Here is a 26,738-nt window from a genome sequence, read left to right as displayed (position 1 = left end):
CTCAGTTTGAAAAATAACTGGTGTAATTTATGATGCGTAGTTTTTATTTCGCGAGTCACACTCGCGAACTTCTTCTTTTTGTCCAAAGTCCAATTTTATGCTATCGGCTCCTCGTCGTTACCGCCGCTTTGCTAATTTTAGGCGGCAGTAGCTTCTTCATGTTTGGTCAAATTCCCCAAGAAATTTTACCCCGCATCAGTACTGGTCAAGCTAACTTGAGAGCGCAGTTTCCGCCCGGTACACCTTTAGCAACTTCTCAAAAAGTTATGCAAATTGTCGATGACATTTTGCTCAAACAACCAGAAACCGAGTCTGCTTTCACAACTGTGGGTGGTAATTTATTTGGTAGCAGTACTACAGAAAATCCTTTACGTGCTAGTAGTACCATCAATCTAAAACCAGGCACAGATGTCGAAGCTTTCGTCAAAAAAGTAACTCAGGAATTTAACAAACTCAACTTAGCAGGAATCCTGCTACGCCTCAATCCTGGTCAGGTGCGGGGGTTAATCTTGAGTAATTCTCCAGTACAAGGGTCAGAAGTTGACGTGATTCTGCAAGGTGAGAATGAAGAAAACTTAACCCAAGCAGGCGCTCAAGTGCTGCAAGCATTGCAGGAAAGGGCAAAATTAGCGACATTCCGACCAGATGCCGATGCTAGGCAACCGGAAATCCAAATTCGCCCTGACTGGGAGAGGGTTTCAGCTTTGGGGTTGAGCGCTGGGCAAATTGGTGCAACAGTTCAAACAGCTATTGAAGGTTCAGTTCCGACGCAAATTCAACGCGGTAATCGTTTAGTTGATGTGCGGGTGCAGCTAAATAAAGAAGCCATTCAGCGTCCTTCTCAGCTAGAGCAATTACCGCTATTTACAGAAAACAATCAACTAATCCGCCTTTCAGATGTGGCGAAAATTCAAGAAGGTCAAGCGCCTGGTGAGGTGCAACGAATTAATCAACGCCAAGCTTTTATTGTGGCAGGCAACCTCAGCGAGGGAGCTAGTCTTAGTGAAGCGATCGCAGAAGTCAACGAGGTACTCCAGGATGTAGACTTACCTGATGGCGTTTCCATTGTGCCTAGTTCTGCCCAAGAAACTAATCAGCAACTTCAGGATGCTTTAAAAACTTTGGGGGCATTGGCAACGTTCTTAATCTTTGTCGTTATGGCGGTGCAATACAATTCCCTAATTGACCCATTGGTAATTATGTTCACCGTACCACTAGCCTTAGCTGGGGGAATTTTTGGACTTTACATTACCCAAACTGCAATCGGCGCAACTGTAATTGTTGGTGTTGTCCTGCTGGTGGGAATTGTGGTGAATGCAGGGATTCTCATGGTGGAACTAGCAAACCAAATTCGAGACGAAGAAGATTGTAGTCGCCAAATTGCCATTATAAAAGCTGCTCCTCAACGCTTGCGCCCAATTATCATGACCACAGTCACCACTATCTTAGGACTGTTTCCCTTAGCATTGGGCATTGGCGAAGGTTCGGAGTTTTTGCAGCCTTTAGGGATTGTAGTTTTTTTTGGGATGGCGATCGCAACGATGCTGACACTGTTTATCATCCCATGTTTTTATATTCTGCTGCACGATTTACTAGGTGCAAATTGGGCCAAGCCAGTGTTAATCAGATTGCGTGGATTTACGAAAAAATTTATCAGCTAACGATCGTTTCTGATTGAACGTATCGCGGCAGTCCCTACCCTCAATGTACTCATAGGGTAGGGATCGGAGCGGGTTATTGGAACGAAGTGAAAATAACCAATCCATATTTATTCAGTTGGCGCGTCTTGCTCTTTAATATATTTCCTAAGTTTATCAATCGGTGCGCCACCACTTGAAGCAACATAATACGAGCTAGACCAAAACAGAGGTTTCCAATAAAACTTTTGAATATGCTCCTTAAATTCTTTACGAATAATCCTACTACTAGCAGATTTTAGACTCTTATGTAAAATCAGAAATATTGTTACGTAGACGCAGAGTCGTCTAGCTATACCTCACGCACCCGCAAAACAGCAGGAAGCATGAAGCAACTAGGGGCAATGAAGCGTCAAAAATCTGTAGAAGTCTCCGCGAAAAACGAACTGAGGGATGTAAAAACCCTTGAGAACGGCGGAGCCAACTGTGGGTAGTTCATTTGAGTCATTAGTCATAAGCTTATGACTAATGACTAATGACAAAGGACTAACTAGCTAACAGAGTTTTTTCTAGAGAAGTCCAACGGAAAGAGCGATCGCCACCTCTCTCAATAATGACTTTCACTCGTGGTTCTAGCTGAGGCAAATTCGTTAAATACTCAACTTCCTCATTAGAAAGAATATGCCCTTCAATAATCCACAAGACCAGCCCCTTTGACTTTGGTGGTAACTGTTCTAGATGAGAATTGAGAATTGGTGGCAAATAGTAAACCTGACCCACTGCTGCACCACTACCAGTGCTTTTCTTACCAAGATGAGGAGGTCTAACTCCATGAATTCTTGTGAGATACGCAGCTACATCACCCAGTCCTTTAGCAGTAATGTGGAGGGTAGTATAGCCAGCTGCCCTTAGTCGGCGCTGATATCGACCTTCATAACCCCCTTCCAGAGGTACATACACTCCAAGAGCGCCAAATTTTTCCAGATCGCGGATTAAACCGTTGCCAGTGGTAATTAGTGCCATAGATTTTCGTCTTATCCCACTTAGATATCTCTATTATTTACCCTGAACCGATAATTAAAAGCATTTTTTTGGGCATTGGGGATTGGGCATTGGTTATTAATTCTTCTCACTCCCTCATCTCCCCAATCTCCCTCATCTCCCCCATCTCCCCAATCTCCACTCCCCAAAAATAACTCTATAAACTACTGGACAAACATAAATAAATAATTTATATTATTAGATTGTGACCAAAAACGCAAATTAGGTTGACTTTTTACTGTCATTCTGAGGTAGTGTTAGCATCAAAAGCTGATGACTTAATCCAAATTGGATAATCTAACTCAGATTGATCATAGACTGCTAAACTAAGAAAGCTTTCAGGTCAACATTGGAGCTGATGGACGAAAGCGAATCCTAAGCTCCAGGGTAAGTTTACTCCTGCGCCTCTGAAAAAGTAGGCAAAGTCTTAAACAATAGTTTAAGGTATTTAAGGAAGTAAAACTGAGCAGCAATGTTGGTTTCATGGCATTACGTCAGTCTCAGTTAACGGATACTGGGCGGTAAAAACCGCTTAAGTCCAACTGCAACACGGCAGTAGCCAATCTCCGGGAACCCGTCTCATAGGCGTGTAAAAATCGGAAACCCCGCCGACAGCGCTGCCTCCAGAAAGTGCCAGAGCAATTGCTTGGACGAAAGCATTGCTGCACACAGCTTAAAGCTGTAGCGCCTTGCATTGATTCCAGAAGTTACTCCTTCCCAATGGGAAGGGACTTGTGGCTGTTCTGGTGATCTAGTGAGTGAAGCTAAACAGATTCACCAAGCAGTACGGACACGGTTTGTTGTGTCCGAAAGCATTTGGAGCGGTTTATTAAAGCCATTCCAAATTTCGCAGGCTAACCCAGCCTAAACTGATGCGTACAAAGCGTGTCCTCTAGAGTCCAATTCCAAGGTCAGCAAGTAGAAAGGAGAACCAGTTATTGTGTCTGTAGGTATTCTCGGCACCAAGCTGGGCATGACCCAAATATTTGACGAAGCAGGAGTAGCTATTCCTGTGACTGTCATTCAAGCAGGGCCATGCACCGTTACACAAGTTAAAACGAAAGAAACCGACGGTTACTTTGCCATTCAAGTTGGTTATGGCGAAGTTAAACCCAAGGCACTAAACAGACCACTATTGGGACATTTGGCTAAATCATCTGCCCCAGCATTGCGTCACTTAAATGAATATCATACCGATAGCTCTAGTGATTATGCTTTAGGTCAAGAGATTAAAGCAGATATTTTTAGCGCAGGTCAAATTGTCGATGTCGTCGGCACAAGCATCGGTCGCGGCTTTGCAGGAAACCAGAAGCGCAACAACTTTGCTCGTGGGCCCATGTCACACGGTTCCAAAAACCACAGAGCGCCCGGTTCAATTGGTGCTGGTACAACACCAGGTCGTGTCTATCCAGGTAAGCGGATGGCAGGGCGTTTAGGTGGAAAACGCATCACAATCCGTAAATTGACGATAGTGCGAGTTGATTCAGAACGCAACTTATTGCTAATTAAAGGAGCCATTCCTGGTAAACCAGGCGCTCTAGTCAGCGTTGTGCCTGCAAAAATAGTGGGATAGTCAAAAGTCATTAGTCAGAAGTCATTAGTCAAAAGTCATTGGCTAAGGACAAATGACAAAAGACCCTCCGGGTGATGCCTCCGGCACGCCAAGGGCGAACGTCAGTTACTCATGGGGGAAACCCCCATCGCTCTTAGCGTCTCCCCTTCTCCCAAAGGGAGAGGCTAGCGCCAAGGGAGAAGACCGTACTGGCTCACCAATGACCAATGACGCCACGTGCTTCACCTGGGGAGACCCCAAGACCGCAGTGGCTCACAAAGGACAAAGGACAGATAAGAAAAATGGTTGAAAGCGTAGTTAAAAATTGGCAAGGAGAACAGGTCGGCGAGACGACCTTCGAGTTGCGCGTTGCCAAAGAAGAAACAGCGTCTCATATTGTGCATCGCGCCTTAGTACGGCAATTGACTAATGCTCGTCAAGGAAATGCCAGTACAAAAACTCGTGCTGAAGTCAGAGGCGGTGGTCGTAAACCTTGGCGACAAAAAGGTACTGGTCGCGCTCGTGCCGGGTCTATTCGTTCACCATTGTGGCGTGGTGGTGGTGTGATCTTTGGGCCAAAACCCAGAGACTTCAACCTCAAATTGAACCGCAAAGAGCGACGTTTGGCACTGCGGACAGCATTTGTCAGCCGCATTGACGACTTGATCGTAGTAGAAGAATTTAGCACTGAGCTATCTCGCCCCAAGACTAAAGAATTAGTGGCAGCGCTTGCCCGTTGGGGAGTAGTACCAGAAAGCAAAGCACTGTTAATTTTGTCTGAGATTGCGGATACAGATAACGTTTATTTGTCAGCCCGCAACATTGAAAATTTAAAACTAATTGCAGCCGACCAGCTAAATGTTTTTGATTTACTGCACGCTGACAAAATTGTAGTTACGGCATCAGCCCTAGAAAAAATTCAGGAGGTCTACAGTGCCTAGCTTTGACCCCCGTGACCTTGCCGACTTAGTACGTCGCCCAATCGTCACCGAGAAAGCGACCATCTTGATGGAACAAAACAAGTACACCTTTGAAGTAATTCCCAAGGCATCAAAGCCAGAAATCAAGGCTGCGATCGAAGACTTATTTCAGGTCAAGGTTGTAAAAGTCAACACCATCTTACCACCACGTAAAAAGCGGCGCGTTGGTAAATTTATCGGTTATAAACCCCAATATAAACGAGCGATCATCACTGTCGCACCTGGGGATGAAGACAAGATTAGACAAGTTCTATTCCCAGAAGTCTAAAAAAGTTAGAAGTTAGGAGTTAGGAGTTAGGAGTTAGGAGTTACTGAACTCAAAACTCAAAACTCAAAACTCAGCACTCAGCACTCAGCACTCAGCACTTAAAAATATGGGTACTCGCTCTTATCGCCCTTATACCCCCAGCACTCGCCAAGTTACAATCTCTGACTTTGCGGAAATTACCAGAACCGAGCCAGAAAAATCCTTAACAACCTCGAAGCATCGCGCCAAAGGTCGGAATAATCACGGACGGATTACTAGTCGTCGCCGGGGTGGCGGACACAAACAGCTTTATCGGATCATCGATTTTAAAAGGGATAAACATAATATTCCTGCCAAAGTCGCAGCGATTGAATACGATCCTAACCGCAACGCCAGAATTGCCCTTTTGTATTACCAAGACGGCGAAAAACGGTACATCCTTCACCCCAACGGGTTGAAAGTTGGAACAATAATTATTTCTGGGCCGGAAGCACCTTTTGAAGATGGTAATGCCTTACCACTCTGGAAGATTCCTTTGGGTACTAGTGTTCACAACGTAGAACTGACTCCTGGTAAAGGTGGTCAAATTGTCCGTGCTGCTGGTGCTAGCGCCCAAGTCGTGGCAAAAGAAGGTAATTATGTAACTCTCAAGTTGCCTTCAGGAGAAGTCCGCTTGATTCGACGCGAGTCTTACGCCACCATTGGGCAAGTAGGCAATACCGATGCGAGAAACCTAAGTGCAGGTAAAGCCGGACGAAATCGCTGGAAAGGTCGCCGTCCTAAGGTTAGAGGTAGCGTCATGAACCCAGTGGATCACCCACATGGAGGTGGTGAAGGTAGAGCGCCTATCGGTAGATCGGGGCCTGTTACACCTTGGGGTAAACCCACATTAGGCGCAAAGACACGCAATCGCAAGAAACTTAGCAGCAAGTTGATTGTACGTCGTCGTCGTAAGTCTTCTAAACGCGGTCGCGGTGGTCGTGAATCTTAAAGAGTTAGGAGTTATGAGTTATGAGTTATGAGTTATGAGTTATGAGTTGAATCTAACTTATTAACTCCTCACTCCTAACTCCTCACTCCTAACTCCTCACTCCTAACTCCTAAATCCTAATTCCTAAATCCTAAAGCCAAAATTGAACTATGGGTCGTTCTCTAAAAAAAGGTCCCTTCGTTGCGGATCATCTTCTAAAGAAAATTGAAAAGCTCAACGACAACAACAGAAAAGAAGTTATTAAAACTTGGTCACGAGCTTCGACAATTTTGCCCTTAATGGTAGGTCACACTATCGCTGTTCACAACGGACGCCAACACGTTCCAGTTTTTGTAAATGAACAGATGGTAGGACACAAGTTGGGTGAATTTGCCCCGACACGCACCTACAGGGGTCATGGAAAAAGTGACAAAAAAGCGGGTAGGTAGTTATTAGTCATTGGTCATTTGTCATTGGTGAGCCAGTGCGGTCTTCTCCCTTGGCGCTAGCCTCTCCCTTTGGGAGAAGGGGAGACGCTAAGAGCGATGGGGGTTTCCCCCATGAGCAACTGGTGAACCCGAAGGGTCATTAGTTATTAGCTTTTGACAAAGGACAAAGGATAAAGGACGAAGGACAAAATTGGAGAAAATTATGGCTACTAATACTACTGAAGTAAAAGCGATCGCTCGTTTTATCCGCATCTCGGCTTATAAAGTGCGTCGGGTACTCGATCAAATCCGGGGGCGATCGTACCGAGAAGCGTTAATCATCCTGGAATTCATGCCCTATCGCGCCACTGAACCCATCTTGAAGGTTCTCAGAAGCGCTGCTGCTAATGCCGAACACAACGCTGGGTTAGATCGGACTCAACTAGTGATTACTCAGGCTTATGCCGATCAAGGGCCGCCGTTGAAGCGGTTCCAGCCAAGGGCGCAAGGTCGAGCTTACCAAATTCGCAAGCCGACGTGTCATATTACTGTAGCTGTTGCAGCTGCTCCAGAAAAATAAGCACGTTTACACGAATAAATTGCGTAAAGTAAGAAATTTTAGAGGAAGCATTCGTGGGACAGAAAATTCATCCAGTTGGTTTTCGCCTGGGTATTACACATGAACATCAATCCCGTTGGTTTGCTGTTCCTGATCGCTATCCAGAACTTCTCCAAGAAGATTACAAACTCCGTCAATACATAGAACAAAAGCTGGGTAGACAGGCTCAAAACAACGCCGGAATTTCCGAAGTGCGGATTGAGCGGAAAGCCGACCAAATCGACTTAGAAGTACGCACAGCTAGACCTGGTGTTGTAGTAGGTCGCGGTGGACAAGGTATTGAATCCTTACGTACCGGACTCCAAGGACTGTTGGGTAGCAATCGCCAAATTCGCATTAACGTAGTTGAAGTTCAACGAGTTGATGCTGATGCCTACCTAATTGCCGAATACATTGCTCAACAATTGGAACGTCGGGTTTCCTTTCGGCGGGTAGTGCGGCAATCTATTCAACGTGCCCAACGCGCTGGTGTCCAAGGGATTAAAATCCAAGTCAGCGGTCGCCTCAACGGTGCAGAAATTGCCCGGACAGAGTGGACTCGTGAAGGTAGAGTACCTTTACATACCTTACGGGCTGACATTGACTACTCTTATTGCACAGCAAAAACTGTTTACGGCATTTTGGGTATCAAAGTATGGGTGTTTAAGGGAGAAATTATTCCTGGACAGGAACCAGATCCACTACCACCCGCAAGCCGCGATCGCGAACGTGAACCCCGCGATCGCGAACGTGAACCCCGTCGCCGTCAACAACAGCGTCGTCGCCAGCAATTTGAAGACCGCTCAAATGAAGGGTAAAGGGGGACTGGGGAATGGGGACTGGGGACTGGGTAAGAATTCTCAATCCCCAATCCCTAATTCCCAATCCCTAATCCCCAGTACCTAGTACCCAGTAGCCAATCATGTTAAGCCCTAGAAGAACTAAATTCCGCAAGCAACAGCGCGGACGGATGGAAGGACTAGCCACCCGTGGTAGTACCCTCAACTTCGGTGATTTTGCACTCCAAGCTCAAGAACCTGCTTGGATCACCTCGCGTCAAATCGAGGCTTCCCGTCGGGCAATGACTCGTTATATTCGTCGGGGTGGACAAATCTGGATTCGGATTTTCCCTGATAAACCTGTAACCATGCGTCCTGCTGAAACCCGGATGGGTTCCGGTAAAGGTAATCCAGAGTTTTGGGTAGCTGTAGTCAAGCCAGGGCGGATTTTGTTTGAAATCGGTGGAGTTACTGAAGAAATTGCGCGTGAAGCGATGCGCTTGGCTTCATTTAAACTGCCCATCAAAACTAAGTTTATTGTGCGCTCTCAACCACAGGAGCAGGAGTAGCTTATGCCTCTTCCCAAGATTTCAGAAGCTAGAGAATTAAGTGACGAGAAGCTCTCTGATGAAATTGTCGCAATCAAAAGACAACTATTTCAGTTGCGCTTGCAAAAAGCCACCAGACAACTAGAAAAGCCCCATCAGTTCCGACAATTGCGCCACCGCCTAGCCCAATTGCTGACGCTAGAAACAGAACGCAAACGGGCAGCAAGTCAATCGGCTAAAGAAAAAAAGTAGGAGATTATGGCAGTTAAAGAACGAGTTGGCTTGGTAGTGAGCGATAAAATGCAAAAAACTGTGGTAGTTGCCATAGAAAACCGCGCTCCTCACCCCAAGTACGGCAAGATTGTGGTTAACACCCAACGATATAAGGTTCACGACGAAGAAAATAAGTGTAAAGTAGGCGATCGCGTTCGCATTCAGGAAACTAGACCCCTGAGTAAAACCAAGCGCTGGAAAATCACAGAAGTCCTGAACGTCAAGCCTACTTAAACCTCATCGTTGTTAGAAACTAACAACATTACAAGGGAGAATAATTGTGATTCAACCCCAGACTTACTTGAATGTCGCAGATAATAGCGGCGCCCGCAAACTAATGTGTATCCGCATCTTAGGCGGAGGCAACCGTCGTTATGGTTTTATTGGCGATAAAATTATCGCAGTTGTCAAAGATGCTACACCCAACATGGCTGTCAAAAAGTCTGATGTTGTAGAAGCAGTAATTGTTCGGACTCGGAAAGCTGTCAGTCGTGACAGCGGCATGAGTATTCGCTTTGATGATAATGCCGCTGTAATTATCAACAAAGACGGTAATCCCAGAGGCACACGGGTTTTTGGCCCAGTTGCACGGGAACTGCGCGATAAAAACTTTACTAAAATTGTTTCTCTGGCTCCGGAGGTGCTTTAATGGCAGCCAAACAAGGTACGCCCAAAGTATTCCACAAAATGCACGTCAAAACTGGCGACACCGTACAAGTGATTGCTGGCAAAGACAAAGGAAAAATTGGCGAAATTACTCAGGCACTTCCCCAACTGAGTAAAGTCATCGTCAAAGGTGTCAACATTAAAACCAAGCACGTCAAACCCCAGCAAGAAGGGGAATCAGGGCGAATTATTACCCAAGAATTCCCAATTCATAGCTCCAACGTCATGCTTTATTCCACCAAGCAAAACGTCGCTAGTCGTATTGGTTACACCTTTACCTCAGAAGGCAAAAAGGTCAGAAAACTCAAGAAAACTGGCGAAATTCTCGATAAATAGTTAGAAGTTAGGAATTAAGAGTTAGGAATTAAATTTAACTCATAACTCATAACTCATAACTCATAACTCATAACTTTGTTCCCTGACCAAGCCCAGGGATATCAGGACAAAAAAACTATGGCGACAACAAGACTCAAAACCTTATATCAAGAGACAATCGTCCCCAAACTGACCACTCAGTTTCAATATACCAACGTTCATCAAGTACCGAAGTTGGTAAAGGTGACGATTAACCGAGGTTTGGGTGAAGCAGCCCAAAATGCGAAGTCTCTAGAGGCATCCATCAACGAGATTGCCCTGGTAACAGGTCAAAAACCAGTGGTGACACGGGCGAAAAAGGCGATCGCTGGCTTTAAGATTCGTCAAGGCATGCCTGTGGGGATCATGGTGACACTCAGAGCCGAACGGATGTATGCCTTTTTCGACAGACTAGTTAGCCTGTCATTACCCAGAATTCGAGATTTTCGCGGCGTTAGCCCTAAAAGCTTTGACGGACGCGGTAACTACACTCTAGGTGTGAGAGAACAGCTAATTTTTCCAGAAGTCGAATACGATAGCATCGATCAAGTACGTGGGATGGATATTTCCATCATCACCACAGCAAAAAACGACGAAGAGGGACGCGCCTTACTTAAAGAATTAGGAATGCCCTTTCGCGATCAATAAGTTCATCTATAGAGGGAACGATGGCGGCTAACGACACAATTGCAGATATGCTGACGCGCATCCGCAATGCCAACCTGGCGCGGCATCAAACTACACAAGTGCCAGCGACAAAATTGACCCGCAGCATTGCCAAAGTGCTACGGGAGGAAGGCTTTATTGCTGAAATCGAAGAAGCAGAAGAAGGGGTAAAACACAATCTAGTGATTTCCCTGAAATACAAGGGTAAAAACCGTCAGCCTCTGATCACCGCCTTAAAGCGAGTGAGTAAGCCTGGCTTGCGTGTTTATTCCAATCGAAAAGAATTACCAAGGGTACTAGGCGGCATTGGCATTGCCATTATTTCAACATCCAGTGGTATTATGACTGACCGCGAAGCGCGGCGTCAGAACTTGGGTGGCGAAGTGCTTTGTTACGTTTGGTAGTCACCAGAAGTGAGGAGTTAGGAGTGAGGAGTGAAAAGTTAGTCATAAAAACTCATAACTCATAACTCATAACTCATAACAGGATAAAGGACAAAAGTCATGTCTCGTATTGGTAAACGTCCAATTACTATTCCCGCCAAAGTTCAAGTGGCGATCGATGGTACAAAAATTGTGGTGAAAGGACCCAAAGGAGAACTTTCTCGCACTCTCACACCTAATGTCTCAGTTTCCCAAGAGGGAGAAATATTACAAGTCAATCGTCGGGATGAAACTCGTACCTCAAAGCAACTGCACGGCTTGAGCCGGACTTTAGTTGCCAACATGGTCGAGGGAGTTTCCCAAGGTTTTCAGCGCCGTTTGGAAATTCAAGGTGTTGGTTACAGGGCACAACTTCAAGGGCGTAACCTAGTTTTAAATATGGGTTACAGCCATCAGGTGCAAATTGAACCACCAGAAGGAATTCAGTTTGCCGTAGAAGGCCCCACTAACGTTATTGTCAGTGGCTATGACAAAGAAATCGTCGGTAACACAGCCGCCAAAATTCGTGCCGTTCGTCCACCAGAACCTTACAAAGGTAAAGGCATTCGCTATGCCGGTGAAGTGGTCAGACGGAAAGCTGGTAAGACTGGTAAGGGTGGTAAGAAGTAGAAATGAAACTTACTCGTAGAGAATCAAAAAACCGTCGTCATCGACGCGTGCGTGGCAAAGTTATTGGCTCCCCAGAACGTCCCCGTTTAGCGGTATTTCGTTCTAATGAGCATATTTATGCCCAGTTAATTGATGATACTCAGCATCAAACTATCGTGGCCGCATCGACTGTAGAACCAGAGTTGAAATCTAGTTTAGCGTCAGGTGCAAACCGCGACGCATCGGTGCAAGTTGGTAAGTTGATCGCAGTGCGATCACTAGAAAAAGGCATCACCAAAGTAGTCTTCGATCGCGGTGGTAACTTATATCATGGTCGTGTCAAAGCACTAGCTGATGCAGCCCGCGAAGCTGGTTTAGATTTCTAAAGTCATTGGTCATTAGTCATTAGTTATTGGACAAATGACAAAAGACAAATGACAAATGACAACTGACAAATGACGTTCACCAGAGCATAAATTATGGCAACAGAGCGTAAAAGTAGAACAAAGCGTGCCAAAAAAGAAGAAACCACTTGGCAAGAGCGGGTTATCCAAATCCGCCGCGTAAGTAAAGTGGTCAAAGGTGGTAAAAAACTCAGCTTCCGAGCGATCGTTGTCGTTGGTAACGAACGTGGTCAAGTTGGTGTCGGAGTAGGCAAAGCCTCAGATGTAATTGGCGCCGTCAAAAAAGGCGTAGCCGATGGCAAAAAACACCTCATTGATGTCCCAATCACCAAATCCAACTCCATCCCCCATCCCATTGATGGTGTCGGTGGGGGGGCAAAAGTGATTATGCGTCCAGCCTCACCTGGTACTGGGGTAATTGCCGGTGGTGCAGTGCGAACTGTGTTGGAATTAGCCGGAGTTCGTAACGTCTTAGCCAAGCAACTAGGCTCCAACAATCCGCTCAATAATGCTAGAGCCGCAGTTAATGCCTTATCTACACTGCGTACCCTTTCTGAAGTCGCCGAAGATCGCGGTATTCCTATTCAAAATCTCTACATCTAATTTAGTCATTAGTCATTGGTCATTAGTGAATAACAAAGGACAAATGACAAATGACAAATGACAAACGACAAATGAGAACTTGATAAATTATGAGACTCCATGATGTTAAGCCGCAAAAAGGCTCAAAGAAACGCAAGAAGCGTGTAGCTAGAGGTATTTCTGCCGGTCAAGGCGCTAGCGCTGGTTTAGGTATGCGGGGTCAAAAATCTCGTTCTGGTAGTGGTACCCGACCTGGTTTTGAAGGTGGTCAACAGCCATTGTACCGCCGCTTACCTAAGCTGAAGGGCTTTCCGATTGTTAATCAGAAGATTTACACTACGATTAATGTAGAGAAGCTAGCCTCCCTTCCCGCGAATACGGAAGTAACTTTGACCTCATTGAAAGCCGCAGGTATCCTGACTGCTATCAAAGGGCCATTGAAAGTTTTAGGTAACGGGGAATTGAGCATTCCGCTCAAAGTACAAGCGGCAGCTTTCACAGTTTCAGCTCGTAGCAAAATTGAGGCAGCTGGTGGTAGTTGTGAAGTCTTATGAGTGAGCCGGAACAGCGCACTTAAATGCAAGCCAACTCGCTGCCAGTGCTTGGTTCACTATAAAGGTAGCACTCTATGATCAGTCGAGATAAAGCCCCAACGGCTCAAGAAACTTTTATGCAGATGGCGCAGGCAGCTGGCCTCAGAGGTAGGCTGCTTGTCACCGTCGGTATTTTAATTTTGGTTCGCCTGGGTATTTTCTTACCCGTCCCAGGCATTGATAGACCGAGATTTGCCGAAGCCATATCGGGCAGTAATTCCATATTCGGCTTATTGGATATATTTTCCGGGCGAGGACTTTCGACTTTGGGAGTCTTTGCTTTAGGAATTTTGCCCTTCATTAATGCGTCTATTATCATCCAATTACTCACTGCGGCGATTCCAACTTTAGAAAATTTACAGAAAAATGAAGGGGAAGCCGGTCGGCGAAAAATATCGCAAATTACCCGCTATGTAACTGTAGGTTGGGCAATCCTTCAAAGTACAGCTTTTTCGGCATTATTCCTCCAACAATTTGCCCTAAAGCCAGGGCCAATCTTTGTCGCTGAAACTGCGATCGCTCTGACTGCTGGTTCGATGTTCGTCATGTGGGCATCAGAACTAATTACAGAACGGGGTATTGGCAACGGAGCATCATTGTTGATTTTTGTCAACATTGTCGCGTCATTACCAAAAGCTTTGGGTGACACCATCGACTTGGTACAAGTCGGCGGTCGGGAAGCAGTGGGTCGGGTGATCGTGCTGGTCTTAGTTTTCCTCGCAACAATTGTTGGTATTGTGATTGTGCAGGAAGGAATGCGCCGCATCCCAATTATTTCGGCTCGTCGCCAAGTAGGTAGAAGAGTTTTGGCAGAGCAGCGTAGTTATCTGCCACTGCGGCTAAACCAAGGCGGCGTAATGCCAATTATTTTTGCTGCTGCCATCCTCAGTTTGCCACTGCTAATCGCCAATTTTACTAAAAATGCCGATTTGGCAAATATAGTTAACACTTATTTGAGTCCAAGCGGTTCTAGCTCCTGGGTCTATGCCTTGGTCTACATGATTTCCATTGTTTTCTTCAGCTACTTCTATTCTTCGTTGATTCTCAACCCGGTAGATGTGGCGCAGAACTTGAAGAAAATGGGTTCTAGTATTCCTGGGATTCGTCCTGGCAAGGCAACTAGCGAGTATATCGAACGCGTGTCCAACCGACTCACTTTTTTGGGTGCGATCTTTTTGGGCTTCGTTGCTATTATCCCCACTGCCGTAGAAAGCGCTTTGAATGTGAAAACTTTCCGGGGAATAGGTGCAACCTCGTTGTTAATTTTAGTTGGTGTGGCAATTGAAACAGCTAAACAAGTCCAAACTTATGTCATATCTCAGCGCTATGAAGGAATGGTGAAATAATAGTGACGCGATTAATCTTCTTGGGGCCACCTGGAGCGGGTAAAGGAACACAAGCTCAAACCTTGGCTGAACACTTGAATATTCCCCATATTTCTACGGGTGAAATATTAAGACAAGCCATGAAAGAGCAGACTCCTTTAGGAATCAAAGCTCAAAGTTATGTTGATAGCGGCGAGTTAGTACCCGACCAGCTAGTGCAAGACTTGGTACAGGAGCGCCTCAGTCAACCAGATGCCAAAATTGGTTGGATTCTTGATGGTTTTCCTCGGAAAGTGACCCAAGCAGCTTTTCTGGAGAAGTTACTGGAAGCAATACATCAAGGTGGCGAAAAGGTAGTCAATTTAGATGCACCAGATGAAATTGTCATCGCACGTTTGCTAGCTAGAGGACGAAAAGATGATACCGAAGAGGTGATTCGTCGTCGTTTAGAAGTATACCGCGCTGAAACTGCACCTTTAATTGATTATTACGGCGATCGCCAAAAACTCCTAACAGTCAATGGCAATCAGTCCCAAGAAGATGTCACTGGTGAATTACAAAAGGTAATCGCTTCCTGAAAAAGGGGGGGAGGGGATGAGGGAGATGAGGGAGATGAGGGAGATAAGGGAGATAATACTAACTCCTAACTCCTAACTCCTAACTCAGCACTCAGCACTCAGCACTCAGCACTCCTAGCGCCCAATGCCCCCATAGCAAAAAAAAGATCAATTTTAGCTAAGATATATTAATAAACTGTTGATATATTTCTTAAAATGTGTTTCTTTGCAGATGAAGGCTGCAACTGAACACGAAATTGTTGAGTTGAGGAAAAAACAAATTGTCTAAGCAAGATTTGATTGAAATGGAAGGCACGGTTACAGAGTCCTTGCCCAATGCGATGTTTCGCGTTGACTTGGACAATGGCTTTAACGTGCTAGCACACATTTCCGGCAAGATTCGCCGAAATTATATCAAGATTTTGCCCGGCGATCGCGTCAAGGTGGAGTTAACCCCCTACGACTTGACCAAAGGCAGAATCACCTATCGACTACGAAAGAAGTAAGTATATGTAGAAAATTTTACCATAAAACCATTTTTTTGACTGTTTGCTAGTCATTTAACTGGATTATTTTCCCTAGAAATGCTATAATTTTATATTTGGAGTCAAAAAATAAAAGGCATGAAAGTTAGAGCCTCAGTCAAGAAAATTTGTGAAAAATGTAACGTGATCAAACGTCGTGGTCGCGTTATGGTGATTTGCGTGAACCCCAAGCACAAGCAACGTCAAGGATAACACTCTTACCAACAGAGTGAGTTGCAGGACGCATATCATCATTAAAACGAAAAGACGCGATTAATCACGTTTTTCCAACCAACAGTAATTGCGAGAACAATAGGGAGAGTTCATTGTGGCACGTATTGCCGGAGTAGACCTTCCACGCGATAAGCGCGTCGAGATCGGTCTGACTTACATCTACGGAATTGGGTTATCACGCGCTCAAGAAATTATAGCGGCAACTGGTGTGAACCCAGACACCCGCGTTAAGGACTTAAGTGATGCCGATGTGACAGCCCTACGAGGGGAAATAGAAAGCAACTATCAAGTTGAAGGCGACTTGCGGCGCTTGGAGTCTTTGAACATCAAGCGCTTAGTTGACATTGGTACCTACAGAGGTCGTCGTCATCGCATGGGCTTACCAGTCAGAGGCCAAAGAACTCGCACCAATGCCAGAACCCGTAGAGGCAGAAGGCAGACAGTGGCAGGGAAGAAGAAGGCTCCAGGGAAATAATTTTGCAACGCTTGCTAATCCGAGCAAGTTTTACCTTAAATCAACTAAACAAGTATGGCGAGACAACCAACTAAAAAAACCGGGAGCAAGAAGCAGAAACGGAATGTACCCAGTGGAATGGCCTACATCCAGTCTACTTTCAACAATAGCATTGTCACCATTACCGATCAAAACGGAGATGTCATCTCCTGGGCTAGCGCTGGTTCTAGCGGTTTTAAGGGAGCAAAAAAGGGAACTCCCTTTGCAGCGCAAACCGCAGCTGAAAGTGCAGCCCGTCGAGCTATCGATCAAGGAATGCGCCAAATTGAGGTAATGGTCAGTGGGCCAGGAGCAGGTAGAGAAACCGCTATCCGGGCACTTCAAGGAGCAGGACTAGAAATTACATTGATTCGGGATATTACCCCGATTCCTCACAATGGTTGTCGTCCACCCAAGCGCCGTCGAGTTTAAATACTAAGACTTGGGCAGCGAGGGTGAAAAGTGACAGCCAGCAATGACCACTTGAGCGTCTAACGTGCAAATTGTCATTGAGTCAAAGCTTGGGCGACCAGAAGCGTGTCAGATTTTCCCACCGGGAAAGCTGTTAAGCTTTGGGCTACTCAAAATATTATTAATCAATTTTGGATTTTAGATTTGCGATTTTAGATTGAACCCGACTATAAGGGTGCTGGGCCTCGTGGATTTTAAGTTGATGATTTAAGATTTGTTCCGTCAATCAGAGGCGGAGCATGAACGAAAGAAGCACAATCCAAAATCCAAAGTCCAAAATCGAAAATTGGCAATCAATTCGGGAGGCAATTGATTTGTCTGCTAGCAGCACCTTAGAAGAAGGGAGGCTCATCCGTGGCGCAGTTTCAAATTGAATGTGTAGAGTCGAATACCGAAGAAAGTCGGAACCATTACAGTAAATTTGTTTTGGAACCTCTAGAACGCGGTCAAGGAACAACTGTTGGCAACGCACTGCGGCGGGTTTTACTGTCTAATTTAGAAGGTACAGCAGTTACAGCGGTGCGGATTGCGGGCGTTTCACATGAGTTCGCCACAGTTCCGGGCGTGCGGGAAGATGTGCTGGAAATCCTCATGAGAATGAAGGAAGTTATCCTGAAAAACTATTCTTCGCAGCCCCAGATTGGTAGATTACTCGTTAGCGGCCCAGCAACAATCACTGCGGCACATTTTGATTTACCCAGTGAAGTAGAAGTCATCGATCAGACTCAGTATGTAGCTACCATCGCTGAGGGTGGAAAGCTAGAAATGGAATTTCGGATCGAGAAGGGCAAAGGCTATCGCACTGTAGAGCGAGGACGTGAGGAAGCCACATCGTTGGATTTTCTCCAAATCGACTCGATATTTATGCCAGTGCGAAAAGTCAACTACAGTGTTGAAGAATCTCGTGGGGAAGGCTTGATTCCAAAAGACCGACTACTGTTGGAAGTTTGGACAAATGGCAGTATTTCCCCTCAAGAAGCACTATCTTCTGCTGCTGCGATCTTGGTAGATTTATTCAACCCGTTGAAAGACATCTCCCTAGAACCAACAGATACAGGTTCCGATATTCCAGACGATCCAACTGCCCAGATACCCATCGAAGAGTTGCAACTTTCTGTGCGGGCATATAACTGTCTCAAACGGGCACAAGTTAACTCTGTGGCAGATTTGTTGGATTATACCCAAGAAGACCTCTTAGAAATTAAGAACTTTGGGCAGAAATCAGCAGAAGAAGTCGTGGAAGCTTTGCAGCGACGCTTGGGCATCACCCTGCCAATGGAAAGAGGCTCTAAACACCCTTAAGAAAAACCTTCATAATTCATAGTGCATAATTATGCGTCACCGTTGTCGCGTCAAAAAACTCAGTAAACCAGCCGATCAACGCCGTGCTTTACTGCGATCGCTCGCCACCGAGCTGATCCGTCATGGTAAGATCACCACCACTTTAATTAGAGCGAAAGTTCTCCGAAGTGAAGTGGAAAAAATGATTACCCTAGCCAAAAATGGCTCCTTATCAGCACGTCGGGAAGCTCTTGGCTATATCTTCGACAAACAACTGGTTCACGCTCTATTTGAGCAAGCTCCTACTCGATATGGCGATCGCCAGGGCGGTTATACCCGCATCCTGCGTACCGTACCGCGTCGGGGTGATAATGCAAAAATGGCAATAATTGAATTGGTTTAAGTCATTAGTCATTGGTCATTAGTCATTGGTTATTCACAAATGACAAAGGACAACTGACAAATGACAAAGGACAAAATCTGTATGTTAGAAAGCCACCAGCCTACACAAACTCATCGAGTAGCCTTGGTAATCCAATACCTGGGCACTCATTTTCATGGCTGGCAACGGCAAAAACAACACCGGACAGTCCAAGAAGAGATCGAAATTGCGATCGCGACTATTCTTGGGTACCATGTAACACTACATGGGGCTGGGCGAACCGATTCAGGAGTTCACGCTGCTGCTCAAGTAGCCCATTTTGAAGCAACAGGTTTTATTCCGCCTCACAAGTGGGCAACAATCCTCAACAGCTACCTGCCGCCAGATATATTAATCAGGGCTTCAGCTAGTGTCGATAACCGTTGGCATGCTCGCTTTAGTGCAGCCTATCGACGGTATCGCTACACAATATATACTGAAGATCGGCTTAACTTGTTTGTAAGACCCTTCAGTTGGCATTATTATTATGCACCCCTGGATGAATCTTTAATCCAAGCTGCCTTGAAACCTTTCTTGGGAAAGCATCACTTAGCTGCTTTTCACCGTGCAGGCTCAAAGCGATCGCATTCCTGGGTAGAGGTGCAAGCAGCAGAGTGTCGTCGCAGTGGGCCATTTATCCATATTGAAATACAGGCAGATGGATTTTTGTATGGCATGGTACGGCTGTTGGTAGGGATGCTGGTACAAGTAGGTTCTGGACAACGAACACTTTCTAGCTTCACCGAACTCTGGAAAGAACAACGTCGGGAAGAAGTGAAACACGCCGCACCGCCTCAAGGCTTGTGCTTGTTGCGAGTCGGCTATCCCGATTTTCCCTTTCCAAAAGAGATTTGGTACGACACCTTCCCAAAGTTCGTCACTAGTCAAGAGTCATTAGTCATTGGTCAGTAGAGACGCGATTAATCGCGTCTGTACAATGGTCAGTAGTGAATAACTAAGGACAACTGACAAAGGACAAATAACAAATGACAAATGACTAATGACAAATTAAAAATGACAAAGGACAAATGACAAATGACAACAGTTAAAACATACCTTCCTTCTCAAGCAACCCTTGAGCGTGAGTGGTACATAGTAGATGCCACCGATAAACGCCTCGGTCGCCTCGCCAGCGAAATCGCCCAGGTATTGAGAGGCAAAAAGAAACCTGAATATACACCCCACTTAGATACAGGTGACTTCGTAATCGTCATCAATGTCGAGAAAGTAGCAGTCACGGGCAAAAAGCGCACTCAAAAGCTTTACCGCCGCCATTCTGGTCGCCCTGGTGGGATGAAAACCGAAACTTTTGCTAAACTGCAAGACCGCATACCAGAGCGAATTTTAGAACAAGCTGTTAAGGGTATGCTACCTAAAAATAGCCTGGGTAAGCAGTTGTTCACCAAGCTGAAAGTTTACGCTGGGCCTACGCATCCCCATGATGCTCAAAAACCCAAAGAACTAAAAGTTAGTACAATTCCTGGAGAAGAAAATTAATGGTAGTAGCAGATGCTAATAGCGGTCGCGCCGTATATTGGGGTACTGGCCGTCGTAAGAATGCAGTAGCAAGAGTACGCTTGGTTCCGGGCACCGGTCAACTGATTGTGAACGGTAAAGATGGAACCTTGTATTTCCAATTCAACCCCAACTACCTGGGAGTGATCAAAGCACCCTTGGAAACTCTGGGACTAGAAAATGAATATGACATTTTGGTGAAAGCAGAAGGTGGTGGCTTGACCGGACAGGCTGATTCTGTCCGTTTGGGAGTTGCTCGTGCTTTGTGCCAACTCGACCCAGACAACCGCCCACCTTTGAAAACCGAAGGTTATTTGACTCGCGATCCGAGAGCAAAAGAGCGGAAGAAATATGGTTTACATAAAGCTCGGAAAGCGCCTCAGTACTCTAAGCGTTAAGCGATTGGGTACTGGGTACTGGGTATTGAGAATTGAGTATTGGGAAAAGTCCGTTGTTTATTTACATCTTTCCCAGTCCCCAATCCCTGGTCCCCAGTCCCTAATCCCTAGCTTCAATTGAACGCTGAAAGTTATAATTTATATAGATTCATCACAAAAAGAACAATGGCTAAAGCTGATATTCACCCCAAGTGGTATCCAGACGCTAAAGTTTACTGCAACGGTCAAGTTGTTATGACCATTGGCTCTACCAAGCCAGAATTGCACGTAGACGTTTGGTCTGGAAATCACCCCTTTTACACCGGTACTCAGAAGATTATTGACACTGAGGGTCGAGTAGAGCGCTTCCTCCGTAAGTACGGTATGAGCAGCACTCAAACATCTGGCGACGACCAAAACAAAAAGTAGCGAGTTGGCTCTGCTGTTAACGACGGCCCTGCATCAGCTGGGTCGATTTTCATTTATATGCTCGAGCCAATTTGTTATTTTTTAAGGAGCGATCGCACTCGTCATGGCTGAATCATACTTACTGGACAAACTAAAATCCGTTGAACAAACTTTTAATGAATTAACCCGTCGTCTTGGCGACCCCGATACCGCTAGCAATCCTGATGAATATCAAGAAATTGCTAAGTCTCGTTCTTCTTTGGAAGAGGTAGTTAATACTTATGAAATTTGGAAAACAGCCCAAGAAGACTTGACCGGAGCGCGTCAGGTTTACAAAGAATCTGCCAGTGACCCAGAGTTGCAAGAAATGGCATCACTGGAAGTAAAGGAACTTGAAGAAAAAATAGAACATTTAGAGTCTCGCTTGAAAGTCTTACTGCTACCACGCGACCCCAATGATGAAAAGAATATCATGTTGGAAATTCGCGCTGGTACTGGTGGCGATGAAGCAAGTATTTGGGCTGGCGATTTGATGCAGATGTATACCCGTTATGCCCAGACTCAAGGTTGGAAAGTTTCTCTCGTGAGCGAATCTCGTGGAGAAATGGGTGGCTGGAAAGAGGTCATTCTCGAAATTAAAGGTAATGACGTTTATAGCCAGTTAAAGTTTGAAGCTGGAGTGCATCGTGTGCAGCGCGTGCCGGCAACTGAGTCCGGGGGACGGGTTCATACTTCCACAGCTACCGTGGCAATTATGCCAGAGGTGGATGATGTGGAAATTCATATTGACCCGAAAGATATTGAAATGACTACAGCCCGTTCTGGCGGTGCTGGTGGACAAAACGTCAACAAGGTGGAAACAGCTGTTGACTTAATGCACAAACCAACGGGAATACGCATTTTCTGTACAGAAGAACGCAGCCAGTTGCAAAACAAAGAACGGGCGATGCAAATTCTGCGGGCGAAGTTGTATGACATCAAGTTAGGCGAACAACAAGCAGCTGTTACTTCCATGCGGCGATCGCAGGTTGGTACTGGATCGCGATCGGAAAAAATTCGCACCTATAATTATAAAGATAACCGCGCTACCGACCATCGGTTAGGTCAGAATTATTCCCTTAACCCTGTTCTGGAAGGTGATTTAGAGACGCTGATCCAATCTTGTATATCTCTAGACCAACAGGAACGGCTGGCGGAGTTAGCGACTTCTGCCGCTAACTAATTTTTGCATTTAAATCTTCTGTAAAACCACTTGTTGTTCTGTTTCTTTTAACACACACAGGTGGTTTTCTAATATTGCGTGGAGTACATTTTCTATTTCACTGGGATAGTGGTAATAGGCAAATTCGTACTTCATAAGGTAATTTAGCTTTGCCCATTCCTTCAGGGTTTGACAGGTATAAATTAAATTTTCTATTTCTTTTTGCCAACGCGCAAAAATCCTGTAGCTAAAAAAGCTGCTGCATATATTGCCTTTTGCATCCCAGTAGGAAATACACACTTGATGTTTCAGAAGGTGGATTTTTTTGATTTGCTTAACATCGTAGCCTTTAACTTTTAAAGCTTCTTTGGTTTCTGCGTCAGAAATGTTCCACTGTTCTGGTTTAATTTTATTAGTGGCTATAAGGTTTTTACCTTTGCGGCGATATTGATTAATTTTGCGTGGCTTGCGAAACATGATGCACCTTCGATATTATTTCTTCGCAGCAAAGTCTAGCTACTAGCAAAACTACCGTAGCAAACTAAGTTTTTTGAGTTGGTTAAAGATAGATGGGTTCGTCTACTAGCTTGATGCCTGTAGTTGCTGATTTACAACCAGAGATATAGTTTAATACTAAAACATAAGGCTGTCAATATAAAAGTAAAATTGTAATATTGAAAGTAGACTTGTAAATAAAGTTGGCTAGCTATATAAGCAGTGAAGATCGAAAGCAAACAAAAACTGATTGAGATCATTAAACTAGCTCGCGGTTCAATGAGTCAGCGAGCGTTTGGTAAGCTTTTGGGAGTATCTGCTACTGCTGTTCAGATGTGGGAAAAAGGTGTGAAGGTGCCAGATACAGAAAATTTGGCTCGAATCGCATCGAAAGCAGGCTACACAATGGAAGAGTTAATCAGCTGCATAGATGGCAAGCCAATTCCAGAAACCTCCGATTTGAGTCTGATTCTGAGACAAATCCAGCACATGCCTTTAGCCCAAGTAGCTCAAATTGTCCAAGCTGCGGCAGATAGATTGGCGGCTGTGGCTGAAGCATCCGGGGATGAGGCGAAGGCTAGTTGAATATTAAAATAATTCGTAATGACGCTCGATGACTCGCTACCGCTACGCTAACGTAATTAGTAATTAGTAATTAGTTTTTTTAACTAGCTCGTGGTTTCTTGCTGTCAAGATTCAACTCTATGGACAAATCTTTTTTGTATAACCAAGACTTCTATGGCTGGACACAGCAGCAGGCTAAAGCGTTAGAGCAGAGGCTAGTTATGGAACTAGACTGGCAACACCTGCAAGAGGAAATTCAAGCTTTGGGGAGACAGGAGTATCGGGAACTTGTGAGTCATCTGAGTGTATTACTCGGTCATCTCTTGAAGTGGGAGTATCAACCCGAACAACGCTCTCGCAGTTGGTTTTTAACAATTCGAGAACAGCGTCGCGCCATCCATAGGCATCTGCGACAGAACTCTAGCTTAAAGTCTCGAATCGAAGAAGCTTTGTTAGATGGCTTTGAAGCGGGAGTGGATTTGGCGCTACGAGAAACTAACTTACCATTACGAACTTTTCCAGAGGATTGCCCTTATTTATTTGATGATGCGATGTCTACGACGGGCTACGCCTACGCAGACAATTTTCTGTGCGATACTCGTCAAGACTGGGAAGGGTAATTACTGGCATTTTTCTTACGCTCATTTTTTATTTGGATACACATTAGATTTTGTTTGTCAATAAGTAATAGAAACTAGCTTTTCAAAATCTTGGAAATCGCATCTTTGCTGTTTTTGAACATCTTGAACATATATATCGTAGTAGAGCTTGTTGTCTTGAAATTTGAAGAAAGATCCTACTATGGGTAACTGCTCACCTTTAAGCCTGAAAACTATTCTGTTAAGTTTATATTTTCCGTATTTATTAACAAGATAAATAAAGCTATCAAAACTTCCATTTACAGCTTTTTCAAATTCTAGTAGATTTTTATCTAATTTGTTAGAACGTTGTAATATTAAAGGTGGTATATCTTCAAGACTATTGAAATTATTACTCGTAAATGCTGCGTCTTTTTTTAGATAAGCAATAATTTGATGATAATTGTATAAAATACCAATTTCTGAACAAGATTTTTTTAGGTAGTCTTTCCTTGTCCAATAGTACCTATAAAAGCAATTTTATATTTTTCTATACTAAGAATTTTCTCTATTTCATCTAATCGCTCTAACTTGGATTTCAGGTTATTGATGCAAATATGATTAGGTATATTAATTTCCGAATGTCCTGAAATTTTATTTATTTCCTTCTTCAAATCTTGTTTCAAAAATGCAATCTCTTCTTGCCACGTTATCGTCAACATACTGTTTACCCTGTTTCTATGCTACTCGCTTGATATTTACAGTATGCCCACTATGCTTGAATATCTAACAAAAGCCTCATAAAACGACCAAACACTCCTTTGGTAAGCCTTTAGCCAAGGCGATCGCTAATTTTGGCTGAGTTAGAGGTTTTGGTAGAAATAGATAACAGCTGCGTGGACTCCAGCAAGTTGAAACCCACGGAGGTGGGTAAAGTCTCGTGTAGCTGCGATTTCTAATCGCCTATGGTATTTTTACTGGCAGTTAAGGAATAAGTGGTTTTAAAATAGTGAAATCTGAAAATATTGAGGGTGCAGCTATGTCACTACGTAATGAGCCTTTAGATTGGCAACTTGAAACGAATAATCCTTATATACCAGTTTATCATCAAGGTAATTTGGTAGGTTTTTTTAAACCAGAATATGCCAGTGAAATTATTAAAATTTTAAATGAAGAAGAAATTTTAAAGAAAGCGCTGAAAATGGCTTGTACTGATTTAATTAAAAAAATCGGCGGTGATACCAGAAAAGTCAATTATTTAATGGAAAAATATATAAAAACTAGTGAGCGTCCGAAGCATGGAACTAGAGCGATCGCAGTTTTACTTCAGGATAGGCAAAAAGAGCTTGATTTGAGTAACCAGGAGTTTGCAAAATTCTGCGACACTTTTAAATTATCTCCTACGGAACTGAATAATATTTATGCTGGAGAAGCATTTGATGATAGTTTATTAGCGCCCCTTTCACGTATATTAGGGATAGCAAAAGAGCAATTACTGAAAGTGCGAGATGGTTGTGAATAACAAACTAACACATGAACAGCAACTCAAAATCTTCAAGTGATATAAAGTTGTGAAAACAGACATCATCTTTTATCGGCTGTTTCAAGAATTTCCTGATATCTTCTTTGAACTTATTGGTAATCCGCCAGAAGAAGCTAGCCTTTATCAATTTTCATCGGTTGAAATCAAACAAACAGCCTTCAGAATCGATGGTGTATTTTTACCGACACAAGGAAGTGAAAACCCGATTTACTTTGTTGAAGTGCAATTTCAAGCTGATGGGGAAATTTATTCACGGCTAATTGCAGAAATATGTTTATACCTCCGTCAGAATCAACCATCAAATGACTGGGGTGCTGTAGTTTTATACCCAAACAGGAATGTAGATACAGGCAATATCAAACATTACCGTGAGTTCTTCACAAGTGGGCGCGTCAGGTGCATTTATTTAGATGAATTAGGTGAAGCTGCATCGCTTTCAATTGGCATTGCAACTGCTAAATTACACCTAATGTGAATTAGAAAAAAAGGCGGGAGAAGTAAGAAGATAAAAGTTAAAGCGAAAACGATTAACTGCTGCTAAAGCCGAAGAGTTGCTTGTTGTCTTGGGGCATCCAGAATTATCCTTGTATAATAACCCTACGGAGTTGGCTGCTAGGACTATGGTGCAGCGACGTAAGATTAGCTATGCTACCCAAACTAAATTTGGTACAAAAGCATGGGATGTTTTTATGTCCCTTGTTGCAACTACTCGCAAGTTGGGTGTCAGCTTTTTTGAGTATATGAGTGACCGGATTTTAAAAATTGGTCATATTCCCTGTTGGCTACTATATATTAGACATCTCCAGAAATTAAATATGCGTTATCCAGAGTTCTTGTAGAGACGTAGCACTGCTACGTCTCTACATTCATTTTCACCAGATGTCTATTCGAGAGAAGTCTTCTTCTAACCCATTTGGGTGGTCATGGCAGCCTGAATAAATCTCTACCCCCAAATTTTGAGCCGATACCTTATTCACACAGTCAGGTTTAGCCACTTTGTTTTCGCCTCCCTCTCGTTAATGAAGCAACTCACCTGAAAGCAATGCCAGTCAAGCAATTTGCCCTTTTAGGAAAAAAAACAAATTTACCCCTTGACAAACTAGGGGATGACTAGTTACTCTAGTTAAGTCGGGAAGCAAAAGACGCAAACGACCGCTGAACCTAAAAAACATAATACTTTGAAAGCTTAAGAAAAAAACCAATCCTCGTCAAGAGATTTTAGTTTTGGGATTTCCCAAAAAGATAATCAAAATTGTAATTAGGATTCTGGAAAATATTTTTTTCAGAGCCACAAACTCGAAACACAACAAAACGGAGAGTTTGATCCTGGCTCAGGATGAACGCTGGCGGTATGCTTAACACATGCAAGTCGAACGGAGCCTTTCGGGGCTTAGTGGCGGAC

38 protein-coding genes, 1 rRNA gene and 3 pseudogenes are annotated in these 26,738 nt (G+C 44.3%); 38 read left to right on the top strand and 4 right to left on the bottom strand.

The annotated features are described in order from the left end of the window. Positions 1-92: 92 nt before the first annotated feature. Positions 93-1,661 (top strand): annotated as a pseudogene (locus V7K67_RS24510) (efflux RND transporter permease subunit); the annotation flags it as partial. Positions 1,662-1,768: 107 nt separating this feature from the next. Here V7K67_RS24510 and V7K67_RS24505 read toward each other — a convergent pair. Together V7K67_RS24505 and V7K67_RS24500 are read right to left on the bottom strand one after the other, a co-directional pair. Beyond that, positions 1,769-1,939 (bottom strand): annotated as a pseudogene (locus V7K67_RS24505) (transposase); the annotation flags it as partial. 244 nt (positions 1,940-2,183) lie between these two features. Further along, positions 2,184-2,660, bottom strand: a complete 477-nt coding sequence (locus V7K67_RS24500; RefSeq protein WP_334707435.1) for an NAD(P)H-quinone oxidoreductase subunit N — start codon at positions 2,658-2,660, stop codon at positions 2,184-2,186. A gap of 958 nt (positions 2,661-3,618) precedes the next feature. Between V7K67_RS24500 and rplC the strand changes: the two genes are divergently transcribed. The 31 genes from rplC to prfA all read left to right on the top strand — a co-directional run bounded on the left by rplC (position 3,619) and on the right by prfA (position 22,177). Then, positions 3,619-4,251 carry a 50S ribosomal protein L3 gene (rplC, locus tag V7K67_RS24495; RefSeq protein ID WP_334708513.1) on the top strand — a complete coding sequence of 211 codons (633 nt, stop codon included), beginning with the start codon at positions 3,619-3,621 and terminating at the stop codon, positions 4,249-4,251. Positions 4,252-4,532: 281 nt separating this feature from the next. Continuing rightward, a complete protein-coding gene (gene rplD, locus V7K67_RS24490) occupies positions 4,533-5,171 on the top strand; it encodes a 50S ribosomal protein L4 (protein ID WP_069070797.1) in 639 nt (212 codons plus the stop codon). Further along, positions 5,164-5,478, top strand: a complete 315-nt coding sequence (locus V7K67_RS24485) for a 50S ribosomal protein L23 (protein ID WP_179068331.1) — start codon at positions 5,164-5,166, stop codon at positions 5,476-5,478. The genes rplD and V7K67_RS24485 overlap by 8 nt, the downstream gene beginning before the upstream one ends. A gap of 106 nt (positions 5,479-5,584) precedes the next feature. Continuing rightward, a complete protein-coding gene (rplB, locus tag V7K67_RS24480; RefSeq protein ID WP_334708512.1) occupies positions 5,585-6,448 on the top strand; it encodes a 50S ribosomal protein L2 in 864 nt (287 codons plus the stop codon). Positions 6,449-6,597: 149 nt separating this feature from the next. Beyond that, the gene (rpsS, locus tag V7K67_RS24475) at positions 6,598-6,876 is read left to right on the top strand and encodes a 30S ribosomal protein S19 (RefSeq protein ID WP_012410721.1); all 279 of its coding nucleotides are present in this window, start codon (positions 6,598-6,600) and stop codon (positions 6,874-6,876) included. A gap of 202 nt (positions 6,877-7,078) precedes the next feature. Then, complete coding sequence (gene rplV / locus V7K67_RS24470) at positions 7,079-7,435, top strand: 50S ribosomal protein L22 (RefSeq protein WP_069070777.1); 357 nt, start codon at positions 7,079-7,081, stop codon at positions 7,433-7,435. Between the two features lie 53 nt (positions 7,436-7,488). Continuing rightward, positions 7,489-8,271, top strand: coding sequence for a 30S ribosomal protein S3 (gene rpsC / locus V7K67_RS24465; protein WP_334730164.1), 783 nt, complete (start codon positions 7,489-7,491; stop codon positions 8,269-8,271). A 104-nt stretch (positions 8,272-8,375) separates the two neighbouring features. Next, positions 8,376-8,801 (top strand): 50S ribosomal protein L16, encoded by a 426-nt coding sequence (gene rplP / locus V7K67_RS24460; RefSeq protein WP_179068333.1) that lies wholly within the window; start codon positions 8,376-8,378, stop codon positions 8,799-8,801. 3 nt (positions 8,802-8,804) lie between these two features. Further along, positions 8,805-9,032, top strand: coding sequence for a 50S ribosomal protein L29 (gene rpmC / locus V7K67_RS24455; RefSeq protein ID WP_179068334.1), 228 nt, complete (start codon positions 8,805-8,807; stop codon positions 9,030-9,032). Between the two features lie 6 nt (positions 9,033-9,038). Next, on the top strand, positions 9,039-9,287 hold the full coding sequence (gene rpsQ / locus V7K67_RS24450) for a 30S ribosomal protein S17 (protein ID WP_100901244.1): 249 nt from the start codon (positions 9,039-9,041) through the stop codon (positions 9,285-9,287). Positions 9,288-9,333: 46 nt separating this feature from the next. Next, on the top strand, positions 9,334-9,702 hold the full coding sequence (gene rplN, locus V7K67_RS24445) for a 50S ribosomal protein L14 (RefSeq protein ID WP_069070772.1): 369 nt from the start codon (positions 9,334-9,336) through the stop codon (positions 9,700-9,702). Further along, complete coding sequence (rplX, locus tag V7K67_RS24440) at positions 9,702-10,055, top strand: 50S ribosomal protein L24 (RefSeq protein WP_334730165.1); 354 nt, start codon at positions 9,702-9,704, stop codon at positions 10,053-10,055. The genes rplN and rplX overlap by 1 nt, the downstream gene beginning before the upstream one ends. A gap of 117 nt (positions 10,056-10,172) precedes the next feature. After that, a complete protein-coding gene (gene rplE / locus V7K67_RS24435) occupies positions 10,173-10,721 on the top strand; it encodes a 50S ribosomal protein L5 (RefSeq protein ID WP_292848148.1) in 549 nt (182 codons plus the stop codon). Positions 10,722-10,741: 20 nt separating this feature from the next. Further along, a complete protein-coding gene (gene rpsH, locus V7K67_RS24430; RefSeq protein ID WP_104906406.1) occupies positions 10,742-11,143 on the top strand; it encodes a 30S ribosomal protein S8 in 402 nt (133 codons plus the stop codon). A 99-nt stretch (positions 11,144-11,242) separates the two neighbouring features. After that, entirely contained in the window at positions 11,243-11,791 is a 549-nt protein-coding gene (gene rplF, locus V7K67_RS24425) for a 50S ribosomal protein L6 (protein WP_179068336.1), read from the top strand. Between the two features lie 2 nt (positions 11,792-11,793). Further along, positions 11,794-12,156, top strand: coding sequence for a 50S ribosomal protein L18 (gene rplR / locus V7K67_RS24420; protein ID WP_334699060.1), 363 nt, complete (start codon positions 11,794-11,796; stop codon positions 12,154-12,156). 93 nt (positions 12,157-12,249) lie between these two features. Beyond that, positions 12,250-12,777, top strand: coding sequence for a 30S ribosomal protein S5 (gene rpsE / locus V7K67_RS24415; RefSeq protein WP_334730166.1), 528 nt, complete (start codon positions 12,250-12,252; stop codon positions 12,775-12,777). Between the two features lie 89 nt (positions 12,778-12,866). Next, the gene (gene rplO / locus V7K67_RS24410) at positions 12,867-13,310 is read left to right on the top strand and encodes a 50S ribosomal protein L15 (protein ID WP_334730167.1); all 444 of its coding nucleotides are present in this window, start codon (positions 12,867-12,869) and stop codon (positions 13,308-13,310) included. Between the two features lie 74 nt (positions 13,311-13,384). Further along, positions 13,385-14,695, top strand: coding sequence for a preprotein translocase subunit SecY (gene secY, locus V7K67_RS24405; protein WP_179068338.1), 1,311 nt, complete (start codon positions 13,385-13,387; stop codon positions 14,693-14,695). Positions 14,696-14,697: 2 nt separating this feature from the next. Further along, positions 14,698-15,252 carry an adenylate kinase gene (locus V7K67_RS24400; RefSeq protein ID WP_334730168.1) on the top strand — a complete coding sequence of 185 codons (555 nt, stop codon included), beginning with the start codon at positions 14,698-14,700 and terminating at the stop codon, positions 15,250-15,252. Between the two features lie 260 nt (positions 15,253-15,512). After that, positions 15,513-15,737 (top strand): translation initiation factor IF-1, encoded by a 225-nt coding sequence (gene infA, locus V7K67_RS24395; RefSeq protein ID WP_006276978.1) that lies wholly within the window; start codon positions 15,513-15,515, stop codon positions 15,735-15,737. 117 nt (positions 15,738-15,854) lie between these two features. Then, complete coding sequence (rpmJ, locus tag V7K67_RS24390; protein WP_015129703.1) at positions 15,855-15,968, top strand: 50S ribosomal protein L36; 114 nt, start codon at positions 15,855-15,857, stop codon at positions 15,966-15,968. Between the two features lie 115 nt (positions 15,969-16,083). After that, positions 16,084-16,464 carry a 30S ribosomal protein S13 gene (rpsM, locus tag V7K67_RS24385; RefSeq protein WP_012410704.1) on the top strand — a complete coding sequence of 127 codons (381 nt, stop codon included), beginning with the start codon at positions 16,084-16,086 and terminating at the stop codon, positions 16,462-16,464. Positions 16,465-16,518: 54 nt separating this feature from the next. Beyond that, positions 16,519-16,914 (top strand): 30S ribosomal protein S11, encoded by a 396-nt coding sequence (rpsK, locus tag V7K67_RS24380; protein ID WP_069070761.1) that lies wholly within the window; start codon positions 16,519-16,521, stop codon positions 16,912-16,914. A 393-nt stretch (positions 16,915-17,307) separates the two neighbouring features. Further along, the gene (locus tag V7K67_RS24375) at positions 17,308-18,255 is read left to right on the top strand and encodes a DNA-directed RNA polymerase subunit alpha (RefSeq protein WP_094349104.1); all 948 of its coding nucleotides are present in this window, start codon (positions 17,308-17,310) and stop codon (positions 18,253-18,255) included. A gap of 31 nt (positions 18,256-18,286) precedes the next feature. Beyond that, the gene (gene rplQ, locus V7K67_RS24370; protein WP_094349105.1) at positions 18,287-18,637 is read left to right on the top strand and encodes a 50S ribosomal protein L17; all 351 of its coding nucleotides are present in this window, start codon (positions 18,287-18,289) and stop codon (positions 18,635-18,637) included. A gap of 81 nt (positions 18,638-18,718) precedes the next feature. Further along, on the top strand, positions 18,719-19,567 hold the full coding sequence (gene truA, locus V7K67_RS24365; protein WP_334730174.1) for a tRNA pseudouridine(38-40) synthase TruA: 849 nt from the start codon (positions 18,719-18,721) through the stop codon (positions 19,565-19,567). Positions 19,568-19,690: 123 nt separating this feature from the next. Further along, complete coding sequence (gene rplM / locus V7K67_RS24360) at positions 19,691-20,152, top strand: 50S ribosomal protein L13 (protein WP_179068341.1); 462 nt, start codon at positions 19,691-19,693, stop codon at positions 20,150-20,152. Further along, positions 20,152-20,568, top strand: coding sequence for a 30S ribosomal protein S9 (gene rpsI, locus V7K67_RS24355; RefSeq protein WP_104906415.1), 417 nt, complete (start codon positions 20,152-20,154; stop codon positions 20,566-20,568). The genes rplM and rpsI overlap by 1 nt, the downstream gene beginning before the upstream one ends. Before the next feature lie 165 nt (positions 20,569-20,733). Beyond that, complete coding sequence (gene rpmE, locus V7K67_RS24350; protein ID WP_109011936.1) at positions 20,734-20,976, top strand: 50S ribosomal protein L31; 243 nt, start codon at positions 20,734-20,736, stop codon at positions 20,974-20,976. Between the two features lie 103 nt (positions 20,977-21,079). Continuing rightward, positions 21,080-22,177 (top strand): peptide chain release factor 1, encoded by a 1,098-nt coding sequence (gene prfA, locus V7K67_RS24345; protein WP_334730169.1) that lies wholly within the window; start codon positions 21,080-21,082, stop codon positions 22,175-22,177. Between the two features lie 9 nt (positions 22,178-22,186). On the opposite strand, the gene V7K67_RS24340 is transcribed toward prfA, so the two are convergent. Then, entirely contained in the window at positions 22,187-22,633 is a 447-nt protein-coding gene (locus V7K67_RS24340; protein ID WP_335168758.1) for a hypothetical protein, read from the bottom strand. Positions 22,634-22,873: 240 nt separating this feature from the next. On the opposite strand from V7K67_RS24340, the gene V7K67_RS24335 reads away from it, so the two are divergent. Together V7K67_RS24335 and V7K67_RS24330 are read left to right on the top strand one after the other, a co-directional pair. Then, positions 22,874-23,236 (top strand): helix-turn-helix domain-containing protein, encoded by a 363-nt coding sequence (locus V7K67_RS24335; RefSeq protein WP_012410694.1) that lies wholly within the window; start codon positions 22,874-22,876, stop codon positions 23,234-23,236. A gap of 119 nt (positions 23,237-23,355) precedes the next feature. Then, positions 23,356-23,835, top strand: coding sequence for a DUF29 domain-containing protein (locus V7K67_RS24330; protein ID WP_334730171.1), 480 nt, complete (start codon positions 23,356-23,358; stop codon positions 23,833-23,835). 455 nt (positions 23,836-24,290) lie between these two features. Here the strand turns inward: V7K67_RS24330 and V7K67_RS24325 are convergent, their stop codons facing one another. Then, a complete protein-coding gene (locus V7K67_RS24325; RefSeq protein ID WP_334730172.1) occupies positions 24,291-24,515 on the bottom strand; it encodes a hypothetical protein in 225 nt (74 codons plus the stop codon). Positions 24,516-24,832: 317 nt separating this feature from the next. Between V7K67_RS24325 and V7K67_RS24320 the strand changes: the two genes are divergently transcribed. From V7K67_RS24320 to V7K67_RS24305, 4 genes and pseudogenes are all read left to right on the top strand, one after another. After that, on the top strand, positions 24,833-25,315 hold the full coding sequence (locus V7K67_RS24320) for a hypothetical protein (protein WP_334730175.1): 483 nt from the start codon (positions 24,833-24,835) through the stop codon (positions 25,313-25,315). Between the two features lie 49 nt (positions 25,316-25,364). After that, positions 25,365-25,799: pseudogene (locus V7K67_RS24315) on the top strand (Rpn family recombination-promoting nuclease/putative transposase); the annotation flags it as partial. Positions 25,800-25,887: 88 nt separating this feature from the next. Next, positions 25,888-26,175, top strand: a complete 288-nt coding sequence (locus tag V7K67_RS24310) for a hypothetical protein (RefSeq protein ID WP_335168755.1) — start codon at positions 25,888-25,890, stop codon at positions 26,173-26,175. A gap of 469 nt (positions 26,176-26,644) precedes the next feature. Continuing rightward, positions 26,645-26,738 (top strand): 16S ribosomal RNA (locus V7K67_RS24305); the annotation flags it as partial.

Source organism: Nostoc sp., assembly GCF_036917155.1.
Lineage (GTDB): Bacteria > Cyanobacteriota > Cyanobacteriia > Cyanobacteriales > Nostocaceae > Nostoc.
Note: the sequence above shows the minus strand (reverse complement) of the source record. Positions and strands in the feature narration are given on the sequence as shown.